Raw genomic sequence first — 23,866 nt, forward strand, 5'->3', positions numbered from 1 at the left:
CGTTACGGGCGGCCAGGAGCAGGCGCAGGAACCCCTCGCGCTGGTCGGGGTCGCGGCAGAGGGTGAACACCTCCTCGAACTGGTCCACCACCACCAGCACCTCCCCGCTCTCTGCGGTGGGGGTGAGGAGGTGGGTGTGGGTGCGGGCGGGGTGGCTGCCGGGGGTGAGGATTCGGATCGCCCCCAGCCCCAGCCCCGGGCCGCCCGGGCCGTCCGGTGTGCCGGGCCGGCGCAGGGCGGGGATCACGGCCGCCCGCAGCAGCGAGGACTTCCCGCTCCCCGACGGCCCGAACACCGCCGCGAACCTGCGCCGCCCCACCAGGGCCAGCACATCCGCCGTCACCCGCTCCCGCCCGAAGAACAGAGCACTGTCCCCGCTCTCGTACCGGGCCAGACCCCGGTACGGCACCACCTCCACACCAGCGCCAGCGGTGGTGGTGTCCCGGACGGCCGCCGCGGCCCGACGCCACCGGGCCTCCCACTCACCCACCTCACCCCCACACGCCCGCACATACGCCAGCGCCACCCGCAGACTCGGCAGCTCCCGCCCCCCGGCCGCCTGCGACAGCGCACTCACCGAGAAACCCGCCCGGGAAGCGAGCACCCGGTACGTCGGCTGCCCGGCCTCCACCCGCAGCTTCCGCAACCCGAACGCGAACTCCTCCACCGGACCCGCCTGCGGATCCACCGGCACCTCATGACGCCCCGCCACCACCAACACCCCCGCGGTGAACCACCCTTGATCGACCAGTGAACACAGTACGTCGGGTGCGTCGCAGGTCAGAAGGGTTGCCTGAGCTATTGATCACCGGGCGGAAGCAGATTCCGGCAGGAGGGTCACCCGCCCTGGAAGGGTTCCCAGGCGTCGGCCCCCAGAGGGAACTGGTAGGCAGGCAGCCCTGTGGTGCCACTGGTGGTGAAGGGCTGTCCCTTGTTGTCCAGGCGGAGGGTGCCGCTGTGTCCGCCGCTGGTCCAGTCGAGTTCCAGGTACCAACGGACGCCGCGGGCACGGGTATGTGCGGTGATCCTCAGGGTCTGCGGGTCGCGGGCGGACACCTGGTAGGGGAAGTCGGTCGCGGGCAGTGTCCGGTCGCCCCGGTGTCCGGCGACGGGGACGGGGCGGGGGCGTGCGGTGTCCAGGTTGATGTCCAGGCTGCGAAGGCGTGCCTCGCCGCCGCAGCCGACGCCCATCACATAGGCGTTGCCGGGCAGCGGCTCGCCGGTGGCGACCACACGGACATGCAGGGCCTTGAGGACGACGACCTCGTCACCGAGCCCCTGGAGCGTCACGTCGATCACCATCGCCCCTCCCGGAACCCCGGACAGGGCGGTCACCCAGCCCCGTGCGTCCTGTCCGGAAGGCGGCGGAGGCACCTGCTCCGGGGGCTGGTCCACCACGTAGACCTGGCTGCACGGGTCCTTCCAGACATACGGGTCGACATCCGCCGTCAGCGGCACCCGGGGCGACTGCCCACGCCCGGCGGGTTCGACGGCCGGCCGGGCGCCGACGGGCGAGGGGCTGCTTCCGCCCGTGCCGACCGGGCTGTCGGGGCGGGAAGCCTTCGATGTCAGGGGCCAGACCAGGGCGGCACCCAACGCGGCGAGGACCACCACTACAGTCGTGGTGGCCAGGGCCCAGACCCGTCGCCGCCGACGGCGCGTGACCGGAGGGCCGGGCTCCCTGAGGGTGGCCTCCGGCTGCCGTGGCTCCTCGGTGTCCGTGCGCACCGGTGGCCGTTCGGGACCCGGTCCGGGCGGCGGTACGGCGGGTTCCGCCGCTTCGGGTCCGTCCGTCCCGGTGCCCGTGGCGTCCTCCGGGCGGGCGCCCTTGGCGCGGCGGCGGGTCTCGTCCGCCACGATCCAGCTCCGGTGCAGCCGCGACAGTTCCTCGCGGTCCGCCCCGCACAGCCGCGCGATCCTCTCCACGGGGGCGAAGTCCGCCGGCACGGCGTCGCTGTTGCAGTAGCGGTGCACGGTCGACGGGCTCATGTGCAGCCGCCGGGCGAGCCTCCCGTAGCTCAGGCCGGAACGTTCCTTCAACTCCCGCAGAAGAACCGCGACGCCGTCACTGTCCATCCCCACCCCGGGTGCCCCCATTTTCCGTCGCCCTGCCGTTCGTCCTGCCGTTCGCCGTTCCGGTCGCGCGTTCGGGGAGGGGCGTATTCCCCCAGGTCGGCCCCGTTCCGAACGTTCCGGCGTTCGACATTCTCCCCATCAGCTGGGGCGAAGGCGAAGACGGCACGCAGAGTGGGACCCGTTCCGGGAGGGCCGTCCGCCGCTGAGCCGCGGCCGTCCCGGAGCCACGACGAGATCCACGGTTTCCGACCCGGAAAGTTCTGCTGACACCATGAATCACCGCATCCATACCGCTCTGCTGACCGCCGCCGCCTGCCTGGGGGTCGGCCTCGTGCCCCAGCCGGCCCATGCCACCGGACCCGGTGCCTGGGTCGTCCTGCAGAACGCGTACACCCGGGCCTGTCTCGGCATCAACACCGCGATCGCCGGGCCCAAGCCCGTCTCCCAGGTGGCCTGCCGGCCCACGAACGACAACTCGTGGCATCTGAGCAAGGACGGCTGGCTGCGCAACGGCTACCAGAGCGACTCCTGCCTCGACACCAACGGCACCCGGCTCTACCTCTCGGTGTGCAACACCACCGACCCGGGCCAGCTGTGGGAACGCATCCCGGGCACCACGGTCGGTGTCGTCTCCCGGGGCTTCCCCGGCAGGGCACTCGTGGGCTGGGCCACCGGCACGGTCGGCCTGGCCGCCCCCGGCACCGTCGACGACCCCGCCAAGTACCAGTGGAAGTGGAACTGGCAGTAGGCACGTCCCCTGCCTCCGCGACCGTTCCACGGGGGTGGCCGGAGCGCATCGGTCACTCCCAGCGGTGCGCCCCGCCCTCAGCGGTGCGGCGCAGCCAGGGTCCGGCGTCGGCCAGTGCGGTGGGGTCGCCGCGCCGGACGCCGTCGAAGGCCCTGCGGTGCACGGCCAGGGCCGTGCCCGCCGTACCCGGAGCGGACAGGGGGCACAGGCCCCAGCGGCGGGTCCTCAGGGAGTCGACGGCTCCGGCGAGCCACCGCGCGTCGCCGGGGGCGAAGACCGTGTCGGCGTCGATGACGAGGACCCGGTCGAGCCCCCGGGTGGCGGCGTCCCCGGCGATCTGCCGGAGCACTGCCGTACGGTCCCCGGTGGTGAGGGGAGCGTCGCCGGCCGGGGGTGTCAGCCATTCGGCCAGCCAGCCGATGTCCAGTGCGTCGAGTGCGCGCAGCGCCTGTCCGGCGGTCGCCTCCGAGCCGTCGTCCACCAGGCAGAGGACGGCGTCGAAGTAGGCCAGCGGGCTGTCCAGCTGCCGCTGGGCGCGGGCGAGCACGTCCCGGCCCCGCGCCTCGCCGACGAGGCCGAGCAGATGATGCTCAAGACCGTCCGTGGGGAGGCCGAGTTCCCGGTGGCCGATGGCGTAGTTGCGGACCCGTTCCAGCATCCCGATCGGGAAGGACGGTCCCTGCGGCCGGGTGAAACGGTGCAGCCAGCGGACGCCCGGGTGGCACAGCACCCGGCCGCCGGCGCGGCGGAACTTCTCGTGCAGATAGCCCTCCTCCCCGCCGTGGGCGCGCAGGCGCGGATTCAGCCCGGGCCAGGCGTCGGTACGGCAGGCGAACAGCCCCAGGCCCTGAAGGCCCACCTCGAAGGGTGCGCCCCCGGGGTCCGCGCCCCGGGGGTCGGCACGCCAGGCGCCCAGCATGCCGTCGTTCCACTCCGGAGCCATATGGGTCGACGGAGGCTGCCGCTCGTCGGCGAGGGCGTCCCCGAGCATGGGGCCCTGGAGCAGATCGGGGGAGCCCGGCCGGGTCTCGAAGAACTCCAGCACGGCACGGACCGCGCCCGGGGCGAGGAGTACGTGGGAATCCAGGCACAGGGTGACGGGCGACCGGGCCACCCGGAAGACGAGGTCCCGGACGGCGGTGCTCGCGTACTGCCCGAAGGGCACGTACCGGTATCCCGGTACGAGGTCGCCGAGGGCACGGAGCGACGGCGCGGCCGGTCCCCAGGGGTGGTTGTCCACCACGACGAACTCGGCGTCGGCCAGCTCGGGGCCGTGGAAGAGCCGCAGCGCCTGGAGGGTGAAGTACACGCCGTCGTAGTCGTCGTACGTCGCCATGCCGACGGTGATCCGGCTCACCGGGCGGCCCCTTCCTCCGCGCTCGGGACAGCCGAGGGGGAGTCCGCGGGGGAATGCGTGGGGGAATCCGCGGGGCGGTCCGTGGGAGAGTCCGTGGGCGCGGGCGAGAAATCGCGCAGCCGCAGCCGCCGCTGATGGCCGGGGAAGGGCTGGTCGGCGGCCGGGTGGGTGCCGCGCATGTAGTGCCGTTGCCACATGTCCGCCGCCACGGCCGCATCGGCGGCCAGGATCTCGTGCGCGAACCCCATCCGGCTGTCGTGCCAGGCGCGGTGGTCGTCGGCGTCCGGCATCCGGGAGATCGGGACCTCGGCGGCGCGGAACCGTTCCAGCTCCCCGCGCCGCTGGGGGAGCAGCATCAGGAAGGGCTCCCCCGCCTCGAAGCCGATCTCCGCACCGGGTCTGGTGATCTTCCAGTTCATGGTGAAGGTGGCCACCGCCCAGTCGGTCTCCACGAGCCCTTCCAGCGGGTGCGCCCCGTCCTTGGGGAGATTGGCAGGGCCACGGACGACGAGGTTCCAGCCCGGTGGCGTCCGGAAGAGGTAGGGGACCTGGAAGGTGAGGATGCCGTGGCCGAAGTGGCTCATGGCCGGGCGGGCGCCGGTGCCCCCGTCCGCGTACCGGACACACAGGTCGGAGGTCGCCGTGCCGCCGTTCCAGCGCACGGTGAACGCCCGGTCGTTGAGGACCCACCAGCCGTTCTGGTTGGCCATGAGCAGCGGCAGGCACCGATAGGCGTAGTGCAGGGTCGTGCCGTCCCACCAGTCCCGCCGGGCGGGCGCGGGAACGATGGGCAGGTCGGGGGTGTCGGGCAACCGGTAGGCCAGCAGGACGGGTTCCGGCTCGGTCTCGTCTTCGGGGGGCAACGGGTGGTCTCCAGGCAGGGAGGTCGACCGGTGTGCCGACGGCGGGAGCACATCGGCACACCGGCCGGTCGGGGTCTCAGGGACTCGGGAGGACCCTGATGCGCGTGGCTCCGGTGGCGAAGGCGTGCGTGCCGAGGACGAAGGCGACGGGGGCCTCCCCGGGGGCGGTGCCCGCGTCGATCTGGAGTTCGGCGACGAGGACGATCCACTGCGCCGGGTCGGGCGGGAGGTCGACGGGGACGGCGGGCAGCAGGAGCTGGAGGCGGTCGGGGGAGAGGGTGCCGGTGTGCCGGGTCTCCCCGGCGCTGTCGGAGCGGTACATCGTGAGGGTGGGGCTCGCGAACCGGGTGCCCGCCGGAGCCGTCACCGTCACCGGCTCGGAGCCGATCCGGTGCGTACCGGCGTTCCGGATCAGCACCGACGGGTACAGCGCCCAGGGAGCGCCCGCGGGAGCCTCGTGGAAGGGAGTGCGTTCCTGCACCGAGGCACGCAGCCCGAGGACGGTGATCCGCGTGGGGCCGGTGGCGAAGGCGGGTGAACCGAGGGAGAACGTGACGGACACATCGCCGGGGGCGGCGCCGGGGTCGACCTTCAGTTCGGCCACGAGGACGATCCACTGGGCCGGGTCGGGTGCGAGAACGACCGGGACGGCGGGCAGGGTGAGCTGCCGACCGTCCGGGGAGAGCGTGCCCGTGTGCTGGGTCTCCGCCCCGCTGTCGAACCGGTACATGGCGAGGGTGGCGCTGGAGAACCGGGTGCCCGCCGGGGCCGTCACCGTCACCGGCACCGAGCCGATCGGGTGCGCACCGGTGTTCCGGATCAGCACCGACGCGTACACCCACGCGTCGCCCGGGTTCTTCGCCGGGGTGGGGGGCCGCTCCGCGACGGACGCCGTCAGCGGCGGTGGCGGCGGAGGGGTCGGAGCCGGCGTCGGAGCGGGGGTGGGGGCCGGTGTGGGAGCCGGGGTCGGCCGAGGCGTCGGCGGCGGGGTCGGAGCGGGCGTCGGGGCCGGCGTCGGCGGCGGCGGGGCGGGCGTGGGAACCGGAATCCACGGAAGCGGAATCCATATCCCCCGGGTCTGGATCACCCCTTCCTCGCCCCCGGCGCCTTCCTCGGCCCCTGGCACGTCGGTGGGTTGCTCCGCCCCGGCCTCGATGATCTCCAGCGGCTGCTCCGCACCGGCCCCGGGCTCTTCGCCCGGCTGCTCCGGCGTGCTCACATCATCGGTCATGACACCTTCCGTTTCGTGAGGTTGAAGAGGATGCGCACGGGTGCGGGGCCATGGGCGGGCGCCGCCCCCGACCCGTGTCACGGCACCGCCACCCACCGCCGCTCCGGGTGGGGCGCGGGGTGGTCCCGGCGGCCGGCGTGGTTCCGGCGGGCCGGTACGGGGACTCCGCTCGGCACGTAGCCGGCGCGCCGCCGGGGCAGGAGCTTGTACACGGACGCCCCTGCCATGATCAGAGTGGTCGCCGCGACCACCGTGGCCAGTGTCTGGAAGCCCGACCGCGCCCCCGGCCCCGACGACCTGACCGACAGTGCGGACGCCCCGCCCGCGCCCAGCGCGCCGAGCGGCGGTACTCCTGCGTACACGTTCCCCCTTTGTTCACCGGGTTCCGGTTGCTGACCGGGTGCCGGCAGGCGGTGGGGCCGACAGGGACGGCGGCGGCTCAGGTGGCCCGCCACTGCTCCTCCCGGCGCCCGAGCATGTCCCAGAGGGACCGGAGGTAGACGGCGTGCTGGAACATGTCGTAGGCGAGTTCGACGCCGAGGGTCCCCGCCAGGAGCTGGGACCTCCAGCCCGCGCCGCGCGCGGTGACCACCTTCTCCACGACGAACACGAGGCCGACCGCGAGCCAGAACGGGGTGAACTCGGGGCGGCCCCGGCTGAACATCCACACCGTGAACACCAGATACAGGGCGAGGCAGAGCACGGAGAGCCCCATCAGGCCCTGACGGACGATGTAGGGCGCCGTCACCCTGGTCCAGCCGTAGTCGCGCAGGTTCTCCAGCGCGCCGCGCTGCCAGCGCAGCCGCTGGTGCCAGAGTTTGGGCAGGCTCGTCATGACCTCGGTGACGACCGCGCAGCCGGGCGGTGAGACGGTGCGGTAGCCGAGGGTCCGCACCGCCTTGGTGATCTCGTCGTCCTCGGTGAGGGAGGCCAGCGAGTAGTAGGAGGACCCGCCGCCGATCCGGCCGCTCCCGCGGGCCTCCTTGACCTCGCGCAGGGTCGAGACCCGGAACAGGGTGGCGGTGCCGGTGAGGACGTCGGCGCGGTAGCCGCGCCGGGCGATCTCCCGTGCGTAGCGGTGGAACTCGATGCGCTGGAGGGCACCGAGCAGACCGCCGCCGCGCTCTCCGTAGAAGATGCCGCCGACGGCGCCCACGGTGCGGTCCATGGCCTCGATGGCGCTGGCCAGGAAGGAGGGGGACAGCACGGTGTCGGCGTCCTGGACGAGGACCAGGTCCGTGCCGTCGAGCCCGGGGAGCAGCCGGTCCAGGGCCTGGTTGAGGGCTCCGGCCTTCTTGTGCGGGTTGTCGCGGGACGCGAGGACGGTCGCGCCGTTGGCCTCGGCGACCGCCCCGGTGTCGTCGGAGCAGTTGTCGGCCACGACGACGATCCGGTGCGGCGGCCGCTCCTGGCGGTGCAGCGCCGCGACGGCCGCGGCGATGCGCTCCGCCTCGTTGTGGGCGGGTATCAGCGCCACGATGTGCGCCGCCGGGCCGGCCGCACGGGACCGCGCGCGCCGCACCCTGGCCTGGAAGGCCGGCATGTCCATACAAGGGCTCCTGGGCTGTTCGCTGTTGGCGCTTCGTCCCGTACGCATCGGCTGTACCCGTCGGCTGTACGCGTCGTGGTCGTACGTGTCGGTCGTACGCGTCGGCTGTACGCGTCGTGGTCGTACGTGTCGCGGTCGTACGTGTCGGGCGTACGGGGGTGCCACGGCCGTACGCGCGGCACCCCCACCCCTCGCCGTGCCGGAGGTCAGGCCCTCGGCTCGACGGCGATGGTGTCCTCGCCGGTGGCGAAGACCGGATCGCCCAGCTGGATGCCCACCTGGAGCCGGCCCGTGGCCGTGCCCTCGACGGCCACCGCCGGGTACAGCGAGACCCAGGCGTCCCTGCCGGGCCCGCTGGGTTCGAGGTTGAGGGGCACGGCGGGGCAGGTCAGGGTGCGGCGGTCCGCCGACAGCACACCCAGGGCGACGATCTCCTGGGTCTCGTCGCCCCACCGGGTGAACGCCACGCGGTCCTCCAGGAAGCGCAGCCCTTCCGGGGCCGTGAAGACGGCCTTGACGCTGCCGATGGTCTGCTGACCGGTGTTGCGGACGACGAACGGCGGGTACAGCCAGCGCTCCTGACCCGCGGTGGCGGTGAGCGTCGTCGTCTTCACGGTGGCCCGCAGCCCGGGGTCGGCGCTCCGGGGCGCCGTGTAGCGGTAGTAGACGCTGCCGATCTGGAAGGCGTCCTCCGGCTTGTCCTGGTCCCAGCGCAGCTTGCTGGGGGAGCCGTCCGGGTCGGTGGACTGCGGCCAGACGAGGAGACGGTAGTAGCCCGGCTTGTCGCCGAGCTGCCGCAGATCGATGGCGGGCAGCAGCGTCTTGTTCTCGATGCCGGCACCGCTGTGCCCCGTCGCCTTGTGCAGCTGCGGCGTCGGGGTGTAGCGGGACGGAGTGCCGTCCTCGTGCACCAGCTGGAAGAAGACGTGGTCGCTGTTGTTGCTGGGGACGCCCGCCGTGCCCTGGCGCAGATTGACCAGGTCGATGATGAACTTGTCACCGGGAATGCGGCCGTTGTCGGCCACGTACCCGAAGCCGGCCTGGCTGTTGCCGCCGGCCACGGCCCAGGCGTTGTCCCAGGGGAGCCGGACGAAGGGCCGCCCGGTGACCTCGGGGTCGCTCTTCTGCCAGGCCCCGTCGAGCACCTCGATCTCGGCGTTCGCGGTGCGGACCTCCCCGTTGTCCAGGATGGCCTCGACCTTGATCCAGTACTTGCGGCCGTAGGCGGGCCGGGGGTCGGCGTCGACGTTCAGGTCGCCGCGCAGGGTGAAGGTGATCAGATCCGCGTCGTCGAGGAAGGTCAGATCGATGACCTCGTACTCCTGGTTCATCCCGCCCTGCCCGCGCTTGAGCTCGATGGCGGACACATCCGTGATCCCGTTGCCGGTGTAGGAGTACCTGACTTCCTTGATCTTCACACCCATGGGGACCCTGATCCGCCCGTCGTAGCGGAACTCACTGTCCCAGGTGGCGAATCGGTTGGCGTGCCCCAGGGTCCGGATGACGAGGAGGGGCGTTCCCTGGCCTGCGCCGGGAGGTGTCATGTGTGATGTCTCCGCTTCTCGCTGATTCCGTGGACGCTGTGCTGACGTGCGGAAATCCTGCTCCGGCCGGGCCCCCGTGGGTGGTGGGGGCAGGGCCGGTCCCAACAGATCGAGCGACGTGGGGGGCGCGGCTGGTGGGCAAGTCAAACCGGCGCATGATCACGGGTCAATCGGGCGCCGTGCGAGCGGGCGCGATTCCGGCCAGTGACAGCGCACGTGCGCTGAGGTACGGCGCGCCCCGAATCCGGTGCTGGCGCCATATGGACAAACCGACTTCGGCCAACGTCCCGATCCGGAAGGTTCGTGAGTGCAGGGAGTGCTGCCCCCATCCGTCCGGTTCGAGCCGGGGCGGGCACGTGCCACTGGTATGGTTTTCGGCTTGTCGCTCCCCCTCTTCCAAGATCGCTCCCAGCGGGGCGGCGCGCCCCCGAACGGCAGCCGCCCCGCCCCCATGACGTGGGGGCGGGGCGGGGCGGGACAGGCGGGGCCAGGGGGAACTATCGAGTCACGGGCGGGCCGAGGTGTAGTGCCACACGCGCGAGCGGGCGTCCTCCCGGGTGAGCCCGAGAGCCGTCCCGATCGACTCCCACGAGACCTCGCCGCTGTTCGCGTCGGCCTCCACGAGGAGCGCGGCGGTGCGACCGGTCTCCCGGAGCGTGCGCTCCAGTGTCGCCGCCGCCCGCAGCGCGGCCAGCGGCGCGTCACCCGCCAGGGTGTGCAACTGCTCGCCCAGCTGCTCCAGCAGATCCGCCAGCCCGGTCGGCAGCGGCACCGAACGGGCCTCGACCTCGTCGATGTGCAGCCACCAGTCGTCCTGCGGACCCGAGGTGTCGAACCCGTACGGGCCGTCCTCCTCCACCTCGGCCCAGTTGACCGGATGGCGCGGCACACCACGCCAGCCGCACGAGCACGCGCCCCTGACGAACGGCGCCAACGGCGCTCCCAGCGTGCCGTCGTACACCCACCAGTCGCTGCTCGTATGGCCGGAGCCGCCGCTCACCGAGTCGAAGTACACCGGCTTCGGCTCGCTGCCGTCGGCCAGGACCGCTCCCGCCCTGCCTTCGTGGGACGAACCGAACGCATCGGACTTCCAGCCCATTGTTCCACCGTATCGTTGGTCGGTCTCGGGCGGGCCCGGCGGCGCCCGTCTCCATCGCGGACGCTTCAGGGCCGCGCGTCAACGGCCCCAGAATGCCCGATCCCGGGGGCCCGGTGGCCCGGAAACGGCAACTCCGCCCACCGCGGGGGCAGCGAACCGGGTGCGGCGAACCCACCGGACCGGCCTCAGCTCCCGGTGCTCTGGTAGTGGCGCATCTGCCGGCCCCAGATCCGGTACGCCGCGTACAGCCAGAGGAAGCCGATCGCCGGCGCCGCCCACGCCAGGACGGCGGGCACGGGCAGATCGCCGGTCCGGTCCAGGAGCACGCTCGCGGGCACGTACGCCACGAACGCCACCGGCACTGTCCAGGTGAGCAGCCACGCCGTCGCCGTACCGAAGATGTGCAGCGGATAGGAGCCGAAGAGGAGGAACACATTGTCCGTCAGCATGTGCGCCGACCAGGTCTGGAGGAAACGGAACGAGAGCGCCGACACCAGCAGGACCACCGCGCCCTCCGCCGCCGCTCCGCCGAGCACCGCGAGGACGAGATAGAGCGCCTTCGTCACGGTCCAGTCGACGTCCGCCGCCGACAGCGCGAAACAGAACAGGGTGACGCCGGTGATGACGTCGCCGAGGATGTTCATCCGCACCCGCCCGGTGATGACCTGGATCAGCGGGTTCAGCGGCCGCAGCAGATAGATGTCGAAGCGCCCCTCGCGGACCGTCGTGTCCAGGGACGTCAGCTGGTTGAACGGGACGATCCACACGGCGTGCGCCAGCAGCCGCAGCGCGTAGAGGAACGCCACGTCCGAGAAGGTCCAGGAGCCGATCGAGTCGAACCGGCTCAGGACCACCCAGATGAAGGCGATTCCGCTGCCCTGGTAGACGATGCCCATGCAGACCAGCAGCACGAAGTTGAACCGGTAGCCGGTCTCCGCGCGGAACGCCGCCTTCTGGAGCGTCCAGTAGAGCGACAGCGTCTCCTTGAACGATCGGTTCATCTCACCCTCCCTGGACGGCGATCCGCCGCCGGCCGCGGTGCCAGACCGCCGCGGCGGCCAGCGTGAGTACGAGGATCCAGACGCCCTGGAACGCCAGCGCCCGCAGCGCCTCACCGCCCTCGATCCGCCCCACGTAGATGGCGGCGGGAACGTATCCCGTGCTCTGGAAGGGCAGCAGCGCGGCGAGGATCCGCAGCGGCTCGGGGAAGAGGGAGACGGGGAGCATCGTGCCCGCGAAGAACTGGTTGATCAGCCGGTAGAGCACGGTGAATCCGCTGGTCTCCACCGTCCAGAAGGCCACCATCGACAGCAGGACGGCCATCAGCACCGAGATGACGTATCCGCACAGGAGCGCCGGCAGATACAGGGCGAGCGCGGCCGTCGACGCGGGGGCGGCCAGCGTGCCCACCACCATGACGACCGGCAGCGCGACCACGACCGACAGGGCCATGAACAGATGCGATCCGGCCATGTGCGCCAGCAGCTGGGGGATGAATCCGATCGGCCGCATCAGGTCGAAGACGACCTCGCCGGTGCGGACCCGCTCGTAGACGTACTGGCTGACCGTGAAGTCGGTGAAGATCCAGCTCTGGAGATTGACGACGGTGAGGTAGAGGAGGAAGGCGTGCAGCGTCATCCCGTCGACCGTCTGCCGGCCCTCGAAGAGGGTCGTCCACAGGCGGGAGAGGATGAAGATGTTCAGGATGACGATCACCTGGAGCAGCAGCACGTTCTGGCGGTACGTCAGTGCCGTCCTCATCCGGGCGGCGGCGATCCGCCGCAGGCCGGGGGCGGTCGCGGTCACGGGGTGAGCCCCTCGCTGTAGATCCGGCGCACCACGCCCTCCAGATCGGGTTCCACGATGGACAGGTCGCGCACCGGGTAGTTCCGGTTGACCGAGTCGATGAGGTGCTGGACGGCGATCCGGGACGCCTCGAACCGGATCCGGACCAGCCCCTGTTCCTGGGAGACGATCTCCGCCCCGAGGACGTCCCCGGGGCTGATTGCGGGCGCCCGGCCGGTTCTCTCGTCGGGGGCGAGGTGGACGACGAGTTCCCGGTGGGTGGCGTAGGCCGCCTTGAGGCCCCGGACATCCCCGTCGTACAGGACCCGGCCGTGGTCGATCAGGATGACCCGGGGGCAGAGCCGTTCCACGTCGGCGAGATCGTGCGTGGTCAGGACGATCGTCGTGGCACCGGCCCGCGCCGTCTCCTCGACGAAGGCCCGCATCCGGTCCTTCGCCACCACGTCCAGGCCGATCGTCGGCTCGTCCAGATAGACCACCCGGGGCCGGTGCAGCATGGCGGCGGCGAGATCGCCGCGCATCCGCTGCCCCAGGCTGAGCTGGCGCACCGGACGGTCGAGGAACTCCCCCAGGTCCAGCAGGTCGACAAAGCGCGCCAGGCTCTCGCGGTAGTCCGCGGGCGACACCCCGTAGATGGCCCCGACCAGCCGGAACGACTCCCGCAGCGGCAGGTCCCACCACAGCTGGGTGCGCTGGCCGAAGACGACACCCATTCGGGCGGCGTTGCGTGAACGGTCCCGCCAGGGGTCGAGGCCGGATATCCGGACACTGCCCCGCGTCGGCATCACGATCCCGGTCATCATCTTGATGGTCGTGCTCTTGCCGGCGCCGTTCGGCCCCAGATAGCCGACGAGTTCGCCCTCGCCGACGGAGAAGGAGACACCGTCGACCGCCCGGGTCACGTCGTGGTGGCGGGTGAAGAGCGTACGGACCGCGCCCAGCCGTCCTTCGTGCGGCCTCACCTTCCTGAACTCCTTCACCAGGCCGTCGACGCTGATCATCGCGGACACGTATCCTCCCCGGATTCGTGGTGTGCGTACGGGTGTCGGCCGTACGGGTATGTGTTGGTACAGGTGTGTCGGCACGGGTTTGTTGGAACGGGTGTGTGGGGGTACGGCGGAATCGGCCCGGCCCGGCGCGACGGTGCGGCTCGGGCGCAGGGGCGGGGCGCGCGGGGGATTCCCGGGGCGGCATCGGCCCGAGCGGTCGCCTCACGCACCCTGACGGCGTGGGCGGCCCCGCTTCAGCGGGACGGATTCATGGTGGTGTGCCGGCCGGACGGGGACATCGCCCTCGGGCCGCGGTGACCGCCGGTGCGGCTCTCCGGCAGCTCGGACCCTACCCGCGCCGTCGGCCCCGCTGCCATCGAATTCCTGGGTATCACCGCAGCTCCGGACGGCAATGGGGCGGGCAGGCCGCGGGCGGCGGCCACGGGGAGGGCGCCATCGGCGCGGGCCGCCGCCCGGGGATCACGGTGTGGTTGGGGGCCGGGGGCGCGCGAGGCCGCCCGTACGGGAACGTGGGGCGGGCCGGCGCTCGACGGGCCGGGGCCACCGGTCGATACGGAACCGGCCTGCGCGGGGCGCCGCTGCGGTGGGCGGCCGCCCGGAGCCCGGGCGCGGGGTCCCGCTCCCGCTGTTCGCCCGGTCCCGCCCGCCCTGCGGCGCGGGCGCACCCGGCGACGGGACACGCCGTGACCGGCGCGGTCGGCCCCGCGCCGGTCACCGCGTACACCTCTACCGCGAGCGTCCCAGCAGGGTCCGGGTCCGCGTGTACTTCTCGGTGAGGCGGTCCCGGGTCGGCGCGTCCAGCGCGGCCAGCCGCTCCGGGTCGGTGTTGCTCGCGAGATCGGCTTCCTTGACGAGCCGCGCGCCCGGGGTCTCGTGGATCCGCCCCACGTAGGACTCCAGGTCCTCGTCCTCGCCCCGGGTGAGGGCGGTCACCATGTCCTTCACCGACTGCGGCAGCGGGGCCGAGCGCAGCCACTCCGGCGGGCGCCGGTGGTGCTCCACGGTGTCGTGCAGCCAGCCGGCGGCGATCTGTTCGGCGGTGCCACCCCGGGCCCGCACTCCTTCGGCCACGGCGGCGATGTGCTCCGCGTAGGGCTGTCCGGTCCGGTCGGTGTGGCCGGCGTGCGCCCGCCGGGCGACGGTCTCGATCTCCGCGAGAGTCCACAGCCGGGACGCCGATCGGTCGCCGCAGCCGTGGCGGGCGGGGGAGGGAGCGGTGGTGGTGGCCGGGTTCGGTGCCGCGGCCAGCCGGGCGGTACGGCGCACGGGTACCTCCAGAGGAGAGGAACGGGTGGACGTCCGGGGGGCGCCGCCCGTCGGCCGCCGGACCGGTGCCCGCCCCACACCCGTCCGCACGGACCGCTTCGGGCACCGGTCGCGTGAGGATCCCCACAGCGACCGGGTGAACCGGCGCGACGGAGGTGTCGTGCGCGCCGGTCGCGCGGGTGAACAGTCCGCGCGACCGGCGCTCGGCGGACAGGACCGGTCACCGCACCAGCAAGTTCCGGACCTGGCCCGATCTCGCCCTTTGGTGGGGTCAGTCGCTCTGGTCACCGAAGTCCGGCCGGATCCCGCGCGCGAACTGGATCTCGTCGTTGCTGGTCCCGGCGGCGACCATCGGCCAGACCATGGCGTCCTGGTGCACGATGAAGTCGACGACGACGGGCCGGTCGTCGATCGCGTTGGCCTCGGCGATGACCTCGTCCAGGTCATCGGGCGACTCGCAGCGCAGCGCGGCGCAGCCCATCGCCTCCGCGAGGAGCACGAAGTCGGGGACCCGGGTGCCGTGCGGGCCGGTGGACCCGCCGTGCAGCGTGGTGTGGGAGTAGCGCTGGTCGTAGAAGAGGGTCTGCCACTGGCGGACCATCCCGAGGGCGCCGTTGTTGATGATGGCGACCTTGATCGGGATGTTGTTCAGGGCGCAGGTGGCCAGTTCCTGATTGGTCATCTGGAAGCAGCCGTCGCCGTCGATGGCCCACACCGTACGGTCCGGCCGGCCGGCCCTGGCGCCCATCGCGGCGGGGACGGCGTACCCCATCGTCCCGGCGCCGCCGGAGTTCAGCCAGTGACCGGGGCGCTCGAAGCGGATGAACTGACTGGCCCACATCTGGTGCTGGCCCACACCCGCGGTGAAGATCGTGTCCGCCGGGGCGAGTTGTCCGATCCGCTCGATGACCTGCTGCGGCGAGAGCCTGCCCGCCGGGGCCGGGTCGTAGCCGAGCGGATAACGCTCCCGCCAGCTCTCCAGCCGCTCCCGCCAGGGCCCGAAGTCGGCCCGGTTGCCCTCCTCGTACTCGGCCCGGACCGCCTGGACGAGACCGTCGATGACTTCGCGGGCGTCGCCGACGATGGGGACGTCGGCGGCGCGGTTCTTGCCGATCTCGGCGGGGTCGATGTCCGCGTGGACGATCTTGGCGTGCGGGGCGAAGCTGTCCAGCTTGCCGGTGACGCGGTCGTCGAAGCGGGCGCCGAGGGCGACGATCAGGTCGGCCTTCTGGAGCGCGGTGACGGCGGTGACCGAGCCGTGCATGCCGGGCATGCCGACATGCAGCGGGTGGCTGTCGGGGAAGGCACCCAGCGCCATCAGGGTGGTGGTGACCGGCACCCCGGTCAGCTCCGCCAGGGCCCGCAACTCCTCCGTGGCACCGGCCTTGACGACGCCGCCGCCGACGTACAGCACCGGGCGTTCCGCCTGGAGGATCAGCCTGGCGGCCTGCCGGATCTGCTTGCCGTGGGGTTTGACGATCGGGTGGTAGCCGGGCAGCTCCGGCCGGCGCGGCGGGCGGTACTCCGTCCGGGCCTGGAGGGCGTCCTTGGTGATGTCGACCAGGACCGGTCCTGGGCGGCCGGTGGAGGCGATGCGGAATGCCTCGGCGATCACCCGGGGGATCTCGTCCGGGTCGGTGACGAGGTAGTTGTGCTTGGTGATCGGCAGGGTGATGCCGCAGATGTCGGCCTCCTGGAAGGCGTCCGTACCGATCATCGCGGACGGCACCTGGCCGGTGATCGCGACGATCGGGACCGAGTCCATGTACGCGTCGGCGATGGGGGTGACCAGGTTGGTGGCGCCCGGCCCCGAGGTCGCCATGCAGACGCCGACCCTGCCGGTGGCCTGCGCGTAACCGGTGGCCGCGTGGCCGGCGCCCTGCTCGTGCCGGACCAGGACGTGCCGCACCCGGGTGGAGTCCATCAACGGGTCGTACGCGGGGAGGACCGCGCCGCCGGGGATGCCGAAGACGGTGTCCACGCCCATCTCTTCGAGGGCCCGGATCAGTGCCTGGGCGCCCGTCATACGGGGCGCCACGAGCCCGGCGGCGGCGTCGGCCCCCCGGTCCGTACCGGAACCCGGGTCGTCCGGACCGGAAGCGGACCCGGAAGCGGACCCGGAAGCGGACCCGGTGTCGGTGTCGGAACAGGGGTCGGGGGCATCCGGGCCGGGGGAAGGGGAGGGGAGCGCCGGGAGGACGGTGGTGGCGTCCGCCCGTCCGGTGAGGTCCGCGGTGCGGTCGGTCATGTGACAACCTCTCGGTTTCGTCGACGTGGTGGTCCCGCCGGGGCGGGGTGGCCTCCAGGCCCGCGGGTCCGCTCCGGTGCGCGGCGCCGCGGGCGGCCTGGGTGTTGCGTCGGGAAAACCGGGGCAGCAGGGTCTCTCTCCGCGCCGGTCGTCGGTCGTCGCGTGCTGAGGGGTGGTTCAGCGGTGGTGCGACGCCGCCGTCCAGAAGGCGGCGGCCGGACGGAGTCGTCGTCCGGGCCGCGGAAAGGGTCGTGGAAGGGTCGTGGAAGGGTCGTGGGTACGGGACGGATACGGAAAGGGGGTACGGGCGGCCGGGCCGTGCGTGTCAGCCGTCGTCCGCCGGGGAACGCGAGGTGGCCAGCAGGAAGACCAGCGCCACGGCGGCGATGACCGCGCCCAGCCCGTACACGGTGGCCGCCCCCGCACCGAGGGCGGCGCCGCCGAGCGCGGTGCCGAGACCGATGCCCAGATAGATCGAGGAGGAGTTGAGCGACACCACGAGCGGGGCCTCCTGCGGCGCCACTCCGATCAGACGGTGCTGCTGCGGCGGGGTCTGGCACCAGCTGGAGGCACCCCACAGCAGGGCGAGGAGACCGACCAGCGGCTCGATGTCCGCGTCGGCGGCGGCGAGCCACGCCAGGACCCCGAGGGTGGCAGCCATGGTGACGTACCCGGTGGTCAGCACCCGGGTGGAGCCCCAGCGGTCCGTCGCGTAACCGGCGGCCAGATTGCCGATGACGGCACCCAGCCCGTACAGGAAGAGCATCCACACGACGCCGCTCCCGGGGACCCCGACCGCCTCCAGCACGGGCACGGTGTAGGCGTACGCGGTGTAGCAGGCGCCCATCCCGAGCACGCTGAGCGGCAGGACGGCCAGGACGGCCGGCCGGCGCAGGACGGACAGGCGGGTCCGCAGCGGTACGCGGACACCGCCCGGCAGCCACGGCATGGTCAGCCGCAGCACCACTGCGGTGAGCAGGCAGACCGCCGCGACCAGGGCGAGCGCGGTGCGCCAGCCGAGCCGGTCGCTGGCCGCGTTGCCCAGCGGCACGCCGAGCGCGGTGGCGACGGTGAGGCCGCCGATCACCACCGCCAGGGCACGGGCCCGCAGTTCGGGGCGGACGAGGGCCGCGCTCACCGCTCCGGCGTTGGGCGTGTAGGCCGCGGCGCCGGCGGCCGCGAGGACCCGGCTGACGATCATCACGGTCATGTCCGGTGCCAGTGCCGAGCCGAGGTTGGCGACCGCGAGGACGAGCAGCGCGACGATCAGCACGGTGCGGCGCGGCACCCGGGCGAGGGCGGTGGCCAGGACGGGGGAGAGGATCGCGTAGGCGGCCGCGAAGACGGTGATCGACTGGCCGGCCGTCGCCTCGGACACCCGCAGATCGTCGGCCATGGACGGCAGGAACCCGGCCAGGACGAAGGCGTCCGTCCCGACGGCGAAGGTCCCTAAGGCGAGGACGAGGGTGGACGAGAGACCACCCCGGGGCGGCGCGTCCGGTCCGGGGGCGGTCGACCGCCCCGCCGGAATCGAGACATTGGACATCCGGATTCTCCTTGTGGGTCCGCGCGTGCTCCGGAAGGGCCGCGTGATCAGCCGGTCATACGGGCGTAGGTGCGCCGGGTGCGGTCGGCGGCGCCGGGGGGCGCGGCGGCCATGAGATCGGCCACCGTCTGCCCGGCCAGCTCCCGGCGCCAGGCCAGCTCGGCCCGGCGCATCGCCGTGGCGACCCCGCAGGGCCGCTGGAACTCCCGCGCGAGCGCCCCGCCGCCGCCCTCGCCCCGCTGCCGGATCTCCGTGCAGCGGAACGCGTCGTCGGTGCCCTCGATGGCGGTGACCACATCCATCAGGGTGATCCGCTCCGGCGGCCGGCCCAGGCTGAAGCCGCCCCGGGCGCCGGGGGTGGACGCGAGGACGCCGGCCCGGACCAGCGCCTGGAGGCGCTTGGCCAGATAGGCGGGCGGCAGATCGAACCAGGTGGCCAGCCGGGCGGTCGGCACCGGCCGGTCGTCTCCGAGCCATGCCAGCGTGAGGCAGCAGTGCAGGCCCCACTCGACTCCCTCGCCCATACGCATAACCAGGACCATACACGTCCAGGTTCCGTGCGGCGGGCCCGCGCGCGCGATCCGTGGTGGCGCGCGGCGGGCGCGGGGCTCGCGCGTACGCCGTATCGCGTACGCCGGATCGCGGTGCGGCCCGGCGTACGCGCCCCGGTCATGGCGGCCCTGACAGCGCGTCGGTCAGGTGCCGGGCGGGTCGAGGGCGGGACACAGGACCATCCGTCTGCCGTGCAGTTCGCCGCGCTCCATCCGGCCGTGGACCTCGGCGGCGGCGCTCAGCGGGAGGGTCTCGACGGAGCGGGGGCGCAGCCGCCCGTCCGCGAGCAGCCGGTTCACCGTGGTCGCCGCCCCGGCCAGTTCGGTGCTGGTCGCATGGGAGATCACGAAGCCGGCGATCGAGCAGTCCTTCATGTAGAGCGGCCCGACGGGGAGCACGGGCCGGGAGCGGGCGCCGGCCAGCAGGACGATCCGGCCGCGCGGGGCCAGCAGTTCCACGGCGGCTTCCAGGTCGTTCGCCCCGGAGGTGTCGAGATGGAGGTCGACGCCCGCGGGGCAGGCCGCCGCGAGCCGCCCGGCGAGGTCCGGGTCCCGGTAGTCCAGCGCCACGGCCGCCCCCAGGGAGCGGCAGTGATCGAGGTCGCGGGCGGCGGCGGTGGCGACGACCCGGGCCCCGGCGTCCACGGCCAGGGTCACCAGCGCCGCTCCGACGTTCCCCGCGGCCCCGGCCACCAGCACGGTCTCGCCGGCCCGCAGCCGGCCGTGTGCGAACAGCCCGAGGTGGGCGGTCGCCGCCGGGTGGACGACGGCGACGGCGTCCTCGGCGCGGACCCCGGCCGGGAGGTGGTAGAGCCGGTCGGCGGGGACGACCGCCCGCCCGGCGGCTGCGCCCTGGCGCCCGCCGTGCCCCAGGCTGTTGGTCCACACCCGGTCGCCGGCGGCGAAGCCGGGGGCTCCGGGCCCGGCGGCGGCGACCGTGCCGACCAGGTCGCGGCCGATCACGAAGGGGAACGGGACCGGCGTGGGGAACAGCCCGGAGCGGACGAAGGTGTCCACCGGGTTGACCGTGGTGGCGAGGGTGTCGACGAGGACGTCCGTCGGCCCCGGCACCGGGGAGGGCAGTTCGCCGTAGCGAATGTTCTCGGGCGGGCCCAGGGCCTCGATGAAGGCTGCTCGCATGGTGGTGGAGTCTCGCACCCGGCCGGTGGCGGGCGCAGCCGGGAAGTGCCTTGTCCGTCAACTCGGGCCCGCGACACCCCTCCGATGGCCCCTCCGGTGACCTCTTCGACGGTCGCGCCTGCGGTCTCTTCGGCGGCCTTTTCGGCGGTCTCTTCGATGGGCGCGACCCCTCCGTACGGTCTCCGCGCCGGCCCTCGGGCGTCCTCGGGCGGCCCTCGTACCGGCATTCGGCGAGTCACCCGTGCCCCTCGCGCCCCTCCGATGGTCCCGGCACACCCCTTTCCGTAGGCCACGGGGGTCGTTCCGGCCGCTCGCGCGGCCCGTTCGGTGGCCCTGCCATCGGTCTCCGTGGCAGGCGTGTGTTCTGTACACCTGGGCCGGGCCGGGGCCGGCTGCCTACCGTCGACTCGACCGAACTGGCCTATACCAATTCCAGGGTAGGGATCCCGATGAGCGACGTGGTTCTGAGGATGAGGAACGCGGAGAGGGAAGCAGGGGACGGGAGGAGGGAAGCGGGGGACCCGGCGGCGGACGCGGACGGGCCCGGTCGCGCGCCGGCGCGTTCCGATGCCCACGACGTCCTCCTCACCGAGCTGTGCTCCGTGCTCTTCGCCTCGCTGCCCAGGGCGGACCAGCGGCGCAAGGGGGTGGAGTATCTGCGCGGGCTGCTCGGCGCCGAGGGCCGCAAATCGATACGGAACATCGCCCGGTTGATCGGCGGACAGGCCACGGAGCAGAATCTGCACCACTTCATCAGCAGCTCCACCTGGGACTGGGACCCGGTGCGCGCCGCCCTGGCCCAGTATGTCACCGCGGTGGCGCCCCCGCGGGCGTGGGTGGTGCGGCAGACCGTCATCCCGAAGGCGGGCGAGCATTCGGTCGGTGTGGACCGCCGATTCATCTCCTCCCTCGGCCAGGTGCTCAACGCGCAGCAGGCGATCGGGGTCTGGTCCGCGTCCGACGAGGTCAGCATGCCGGTGAACTGGCGGCTGCATCTGTCCCAGGCCTGGCTGGACGACGTGCCGCGGCGCAGCCAGGCGTCCATTCCGGCGAGCGTGAACACCCGCTCCCTGGGCGACTGCGCGGTCGCGGCCGTACTGGAGCTGACCTCGGCCTGGGGGCTGCCCGCCCGGCCGGTGGTGGCGGACGTGCGGGAGACCGACGGGATGAAGGTGGTGCGGCGGCTGCGCACCGGCGGGGTGCCGTTCATGGTCCGGGTCAACAGCACCCTGCCGCTGGTGCCCGTCGACGGCGGTCCGGCCGGGCCCGGCGCCGAGGCGGTCCCCGCGCACCGGATCATCGGCGCGCACCAGGGCCGCTGCCGTCCGGTGGCCTGGACGGACCATGGCACGGGCGGCGGGCGGCGCACGGACCTGGTCGCCGCCGTACGGGTCGCCGACCCGGCGGGGTCGGCCCGGCTGCCGGGCGCGGGCGGTCGGCCACGGGGTGCCGGCGGGGAACTGCTGCTGCTCGGGGCGGGTGCGCCCGGCCGGCGCTGGCCGCAGGAACTCTGGCTGGCGACCGCGCCGGACCTGCCCCCGGCGACCCTGTTCCGGCTGAGCCGGCTCACCGGCCGGGTCGAGCGCGACTTCGAGGGGATCGCGGACCGTACCGGCATCCGCGACTACACCGGCCGTTCGTTCAACGGCTGGCACCGCCATGTCACGCTCGCGTCGGCCGCGCACGCGGTGGCCGCGCTGGCGAACACGGGCGACCGCCCGCTGCGCCGGGCCTGCTGAGCGCGGCCCACCGCCGCACGGGTCAGCCGGGTGGCGGGGGCCCGTCGTCCAGCAGGACGTCGCGGATGCGCGAGAGCCGCAGCGCGAGCTGTACTTCGAGGGCCTGCCCCGGGTCCTGCCAGCCGGCGCCGATCAGTTCGCCGACCCGCTCCAGGCGGCGGGCCACGGTGTTCGGATGGACGTGCAGCCTCTGCGCCGCGCGGGTCGGGCTGCCGCCCGTCTCGAAGTACACGTCCAGGGTGCGGCCCAGCTCGGTGCCGCGCTGCCGGTCGTAGTCGAGCACCGGGCCGATGACCGAGTCCACGAACGCGCGGACGTCCCGGTTGTCGGCGAGCAGGACGCCGAGGAAGCCCAGCTCACGGGTGGAGGCCGAGCGGCCTGCCGTGCCGAGGACGGTCATCGCGTCGAGGCAGCGCAGCGCCTCCTGGTGGGAGTGGTAGACGGAGGCGACATCGGTGACGGGCCCGGCACCGGCCACGGTGACGGGTTCGCCGAGCAGCGGGGTCAGCTCGTCGAGGACGGCGCGGGCCGCGGCCCCGGGGTCGCCACCGGGTAACAGCAGCACGACGTTGCCGCCGTGGCCCGCCCGCAGCCCGTTCGACCGCTGGGCCATGCCCGACACCAGGGCGACGGCGCGGCCGTGGCCGCGGGCCTCGGGGCGGGCGACCACCACCACATGCGGCGTGGTCAGATCGACGCCGAGCCGGCGGGCCCGCTCCACGAGCTGCTGCGGTGGCCGCTGGGGGCCGGCGAGCAGGTCCTCCAGGAGTTCGTCGTGGGCGCGGCCCTGCGCGGCGCTCGGGTTGCCCGCCCCCAGCAGCTGCACGGCCACCGCCTGGGCGACCAGCCGCAGCAGCTCCTCCGTCCCCTCGTCCGACGGCTGTTCGGGCCACAGGACCAGGGTCCCGAGGACTTCCCGTCCCGCGGTGACCGGCGCCGCCCACAGGCCGTCGGGCGTCCGGACCGGGCGCCGGGCGGAGTGCGCCTCCATGACGGCCGGGCCGGTCTCCGCGGGCTCGTCCCCGGGGATCCGCCCGGCGGCGGCGAGGACGGTGCCGTCGGCGGCGTGGATCCGCAGCGCGCCGCGCAGAAACCGGCCGGCGGCGGTGACCAGGCCGCTCAGCCCGGTGTCCGACAGCGCCTGTTCGACCAGCTCGCCATGGGCCCGCCGGTGTTCGCGCAGGACGCCCAGGGCCTCCGCGACGCGGCTCTTCTCCTCGTACAGCGACTCCATGGCGGACCGGGCCTCGTCCAGCAGCCGGGCGCGCTCGATCGCCAGACCGGCCAGCTCGCCGAGGGAGCTGGCCGTCGAGATCTCCTCGCGGGTGTAGTGCCGGACATTGCGGTCGGCGATGTAGAGCGCGCCGAACGGGCGCGGGCCGTGGCTCAGCGGCACCGCCATGATCGCGCGCAGGCCCTCGACCCGGACCACCGTGTCGATGGCGGCGCTGTGGTTGAACCTGCTGTCGCCGAGGTAGTCCGGCGTCCAGGCGGGTGCGTGACTGGCCAGCGCTGCGTGGCCGAGTCCGGCGTCACCGGCCAGCCGCAGGCCGACGTTGAGCGCGGAGGTGTGACCGTCCGACGCGCGGATGTGGAAGACGCCGTCCTCCGGTCCGGGGAAGCTGACGTACGCCATGTCCGCGCCGAGGAGCAGGCGCGAACGGCGGGTGATGACCTTGAGGATGCCGTTGAGGTCGTGCGGGACGACGAGATCGCGGGCGGTGTCGAGGAGCGCGGACAGCCCCGCCTCGCGCTGCTGGCGCTCGCGGCGCTGGGCGTGGACGTCGAGTCCGAGCCGGGTGGCCTGTTCCAGTACGGTCAGCTCCGCCTCGCCCGCGCCGCCGCGGCGTGCCTCGGCCGGCAGCGCGGTGATCCGTGCCGGTGGTGCCTCCTCCGCCAGGAGTGTCAGTACGGTGAGTGCGTCCGGCCAGTCCCCGGACCCCTGCTGCGCCATGTCCTCACCCGCCCCAACCTGTAGCAGTCGCTCCACGCTGTGCATATGCCATGTCGTGTCCCGTGTGTATCACGTGACCCTGAGTCAACGGCAGGGTGATCCATACTCTGGACGGTGGCCGGGACACCGCCGACCGGTG

The 23,866-nt window shown here is 73.2% G+C and carries 20 protein-coding genes; 2 read left to right on the forward strand and 18 right to left on the reverse strand.

The genetic code is table 11. The features are described from left to right. Both SYYSPA8_RS00005 and SYYSPA8_RS00010 read right to left on the reverse strand, forming a co-directional pair. On the reverse strand, window positions 1-712 hold a 712-nt coding region (locus SYYSPA8_RS00005; protein ID WP_323444753.1), incomplete at its 3' end, for a helix-turn-helix domain-containing protein. Between the two features lie 125 nt (window positions 713-837). Next, entirely contained in the window at window positions 838-2,076 is a 1,239-nt protein-coding gene (locus SYYSPA8_RS00010) for a helix-turn-helix domain-containing protein (RefSeq protein ID WP_323444754.1), read from the reverse strand. Between the two features lie 271 nt (window positions 2,077-2,347). Between SYYSPA8_RS00010 and SYYSPA8_RS00015 the strand changes: the two genes are divergently transcribed. Then, window positions 2,348-2,824: a ricin-type beta-trefoil lectin domain protein gene (locus tag SYYSPA8_RS00015; RefSeq protein ID WP_323444755.1), complete on the forward strand. Its 477-nt coding sequence runs from the start codon at window positions 2,348-2,350 to the stop codon at window positions 2,822-2,824. A 52-nt stretch (window positions 2,825-2,876) separates the two neighbouring features. Here SYYSPA8_RS00015 and SYYSPA8_RS00020 read toward each other — a convergent pair whose 3' ends face one another. The 15 genes from SYYSPA8_RS00020 to SYYSPA8_RS00090 form a co-directional block, all read right to left on the reverse strand. Then, window positions 2,877-4,181 (reverse strand): glycosyltransferase family 2 protein, encoded by a 1,305-nt coding sequence (locus SYYSPA8_RS00020; protein ID WP_323444756.1) that lies wholly within the window; start codon window positions 4,179-4,181, stop codon window positions 2,877-2,879. Next, entirely contained in the window at window positions 4,178-5,044 is an 867-nt protein-coding gene (locus SYYSPA8_RS00025) for a DUF6065 family protein (RefSeq protein ID WP_323444757.1), read from the reverse strand. The genes SYYSPA8_RS00020 and SYYSPA8_RS00025 overlap by 4 nt, the downstream gene beginning before the upstream one ends. 76 nt (window positions 5,045-5,120) lie before the next feature. Beyond that, window positions 5,121-6,275: a hypothetical protein gene (locus SYYSPA8_RS00030; protein WP_323444758.1), complete on the reverse strand. Its 1,155-nt coding sequence runs from the start codon at window positions 6,273-6,275 to the stop codon at window positions 5,121-5,123. 77 nt (window positions 6,276-6,352) lie between these two features. Then, entirely contained in the window at window positions 6,353-6,637 is a 285-nt protein-coding gene (locus SYYSPA8_RS00035; protein ID WP_323444759.1) for a hypothetical protein, read from the reverse strand. 77 nt (window positions 6,638-6,714) lie between these two features. After that, on the reverse strand, window positions 6,715-7,818 hold the full coding sequence (locus SYYSPA8_RS00040; protein WP_323445483.1) for a glycosyltransferase family 2 protein: 1,104 nt from the start codon (window positions 7,816-7,818) through the stop codon (window positions 6,715-6,717). A 212-nt stretch (window positions 7,819-8,030) separates the two neighbouring features. After that, window positions 8,031-9,368 carry a hypothetical protein gene (locus SYYSPA8_RS00045; RefSeq protein WP_323444760.1) on the reverse strand — a complete coding sequence of 446 codons (1,338 nt, stop codon included), beginning with the start codon at window positions 9,366-9,368 and terminating at the stop codon, window positions 8,031-8,033. A gap of 505 nt (window positions 9,369-9,873) precedes the next feature. Beyond that, window positions 9,874-10,467 (reverse strand): hypothetical protein, encoded by a 594-nt coding sequence (locus SYYSPA8_RS00050; protein ID WP_323444761.1) that lies wholly within the window; start codon window positions 10,465-10,467, stop codon window positions 9,874-9,876. Window positions 10,468-10,652: 185 nt separating this feature from the next. Next, window positions 10,653-11,468 carry an ABC transporter permease gene (locus SYYSPA8_RS00055; protein WP_323444762.1) on the reverse strand — a complete coding sequence of 272 codons (816 nt, stop codon included), beginning with the start codon at window positions 11,466-11,468 and terminating at the stop codon, window positions 10,653-10,655. A 1-nt stretch (window position 11,469) separates the two neighbouring features. Further along, window positions 11,470-12,273, reverse strand: a complete 804-nt coding sequence (locus SYYSPA8_RS00060; protein ID WP_323444763.1) for an ABC transporter permease — start codon at window positions 12,271-12,273, stop codon at window positions 11,470-11,472. Next, complete coding sequence (locus tag SYYSPA8_RS00065; RefSeq protein WP_323445484.1) at window positions 12,270-13,274, reverse strand: ABC transporter ATP-binding protein; 1,005 nt, start codon at window positions 13,272-13,274, stop codon at window positions 12,270-12,272. Before SYYSPA8_RS00065 ends, SYYSPA8_RS00060 begins: the two co-directional genes overlap by 4 nt. Window positions 13,275-14,009: 735 nt before the next feature. Next, window positions 14,010-14,450 (reverse strand): HD domain-containing protein, encoded by a 441-nt coding sequence (locus tag SYYSPA8_RS00070; RefSeq protein ID WP_323445485.1) that lies wholly within the window; start codon window positions 14,448-14,450, stop codon window positions 14,010-14,012. A gap of 370 nt (window positions 14,451-14,820) precedes the next feature. Continuing rightward, window positions 14,821-16,797, reverse strand: a complete 1,977-nt coding sequence (locus SYYSPA8_RS00075) for an acetolactate synthase large subunit (RefSeq protein ID WP_323444764.1) — start codon at window positions 16,795-16,797, stop codon at window positions 14,821-14,823. Window positions 16,798-17,122: 325 nt separating this feature from the next. Beyond that, window positions 17,123-18,343, reverse strand: coding sequence for an MFS transporter (locus SYYSPA8_RS00080; protein WP_323444765.1), 1,221 nt, complete (start codon window positions 18,341-18,343; stop codon window positions 17,123-17,125). Between the two features lie 47 nt (window positions 18,344-18,390). Beyond that, complete coding sequence (locus SYYSPA8_RS00085) at window positions 18,391-18,873, reverse strand: RrF2 family transcriptional regulator (RefSeq protein WP_323444766.1); 483 nt, start codon at window positions 18,871-18,873, stop codon at window positions 18,391-18,393. A gap of 165 nt (window positions 18,874-19,038) precedes the next feature. Further along, complete coding sequence (locus tag SYYSPA8_RS00090) at window positions 19,039-20,034, reverse strand: NADPH:quinone reductase (RefSeq protein WP_323444767.1); 996 nt, start codon at window positions 20,032-20,034, stop codon at window positions 19,039-19,041. Window positions 20,035-20,504: 470 nt separating this feature from the next. On the opposite strand from SYYSPA8_RS00090, the gene SYYSPA8_RS00095 reads away from it, so the two are divergent. Beyond that, the gene (locus SYYSPA8_RS00095) at window positions 20,505-21,773 is read left to right on the forward strand and encodes an IS701 family transposase (protein WP_456115154.1); all 1,269 of its coding nucleotides are present in this window, start codon (window positions 20,505-20,507) and stop codon (window positions 21,771-21,773) included. A gap of 22 nt (window positions 21,774-21,795) precedes the next feature. Here SYYSPA8_RS00095 and SYYSPA8_RS00100 read toward each other — a convergent pair whose 3' ends face one another. Next, window positions 21,796-23,727 carry a helix-turn-helix domain-containing protein gene (locus tag SYYSPA8_RS00100; RefSeq protein WP_323444769.1) on the reverse strand — a complete coding sequence of 644 codons (1,932 nt, stop codon included), beginning with the start codon at window positions 23,725-23,727 and terminating at the stop codon, window positions 21,796-21,798. Window positions 23,728-23,866 lie beyond the last annotated feature (139 nt).

Origin of the sequence: Streptomyces yaizuensis, from assembly GCF_034961445.1 — a bacterium.
GTDB lineage: Bacteria > Actinomycetota > Actinomycetes > Streptomycetales > Streptomycetaceae > Streptomyces > Streptomyces yaizuensis.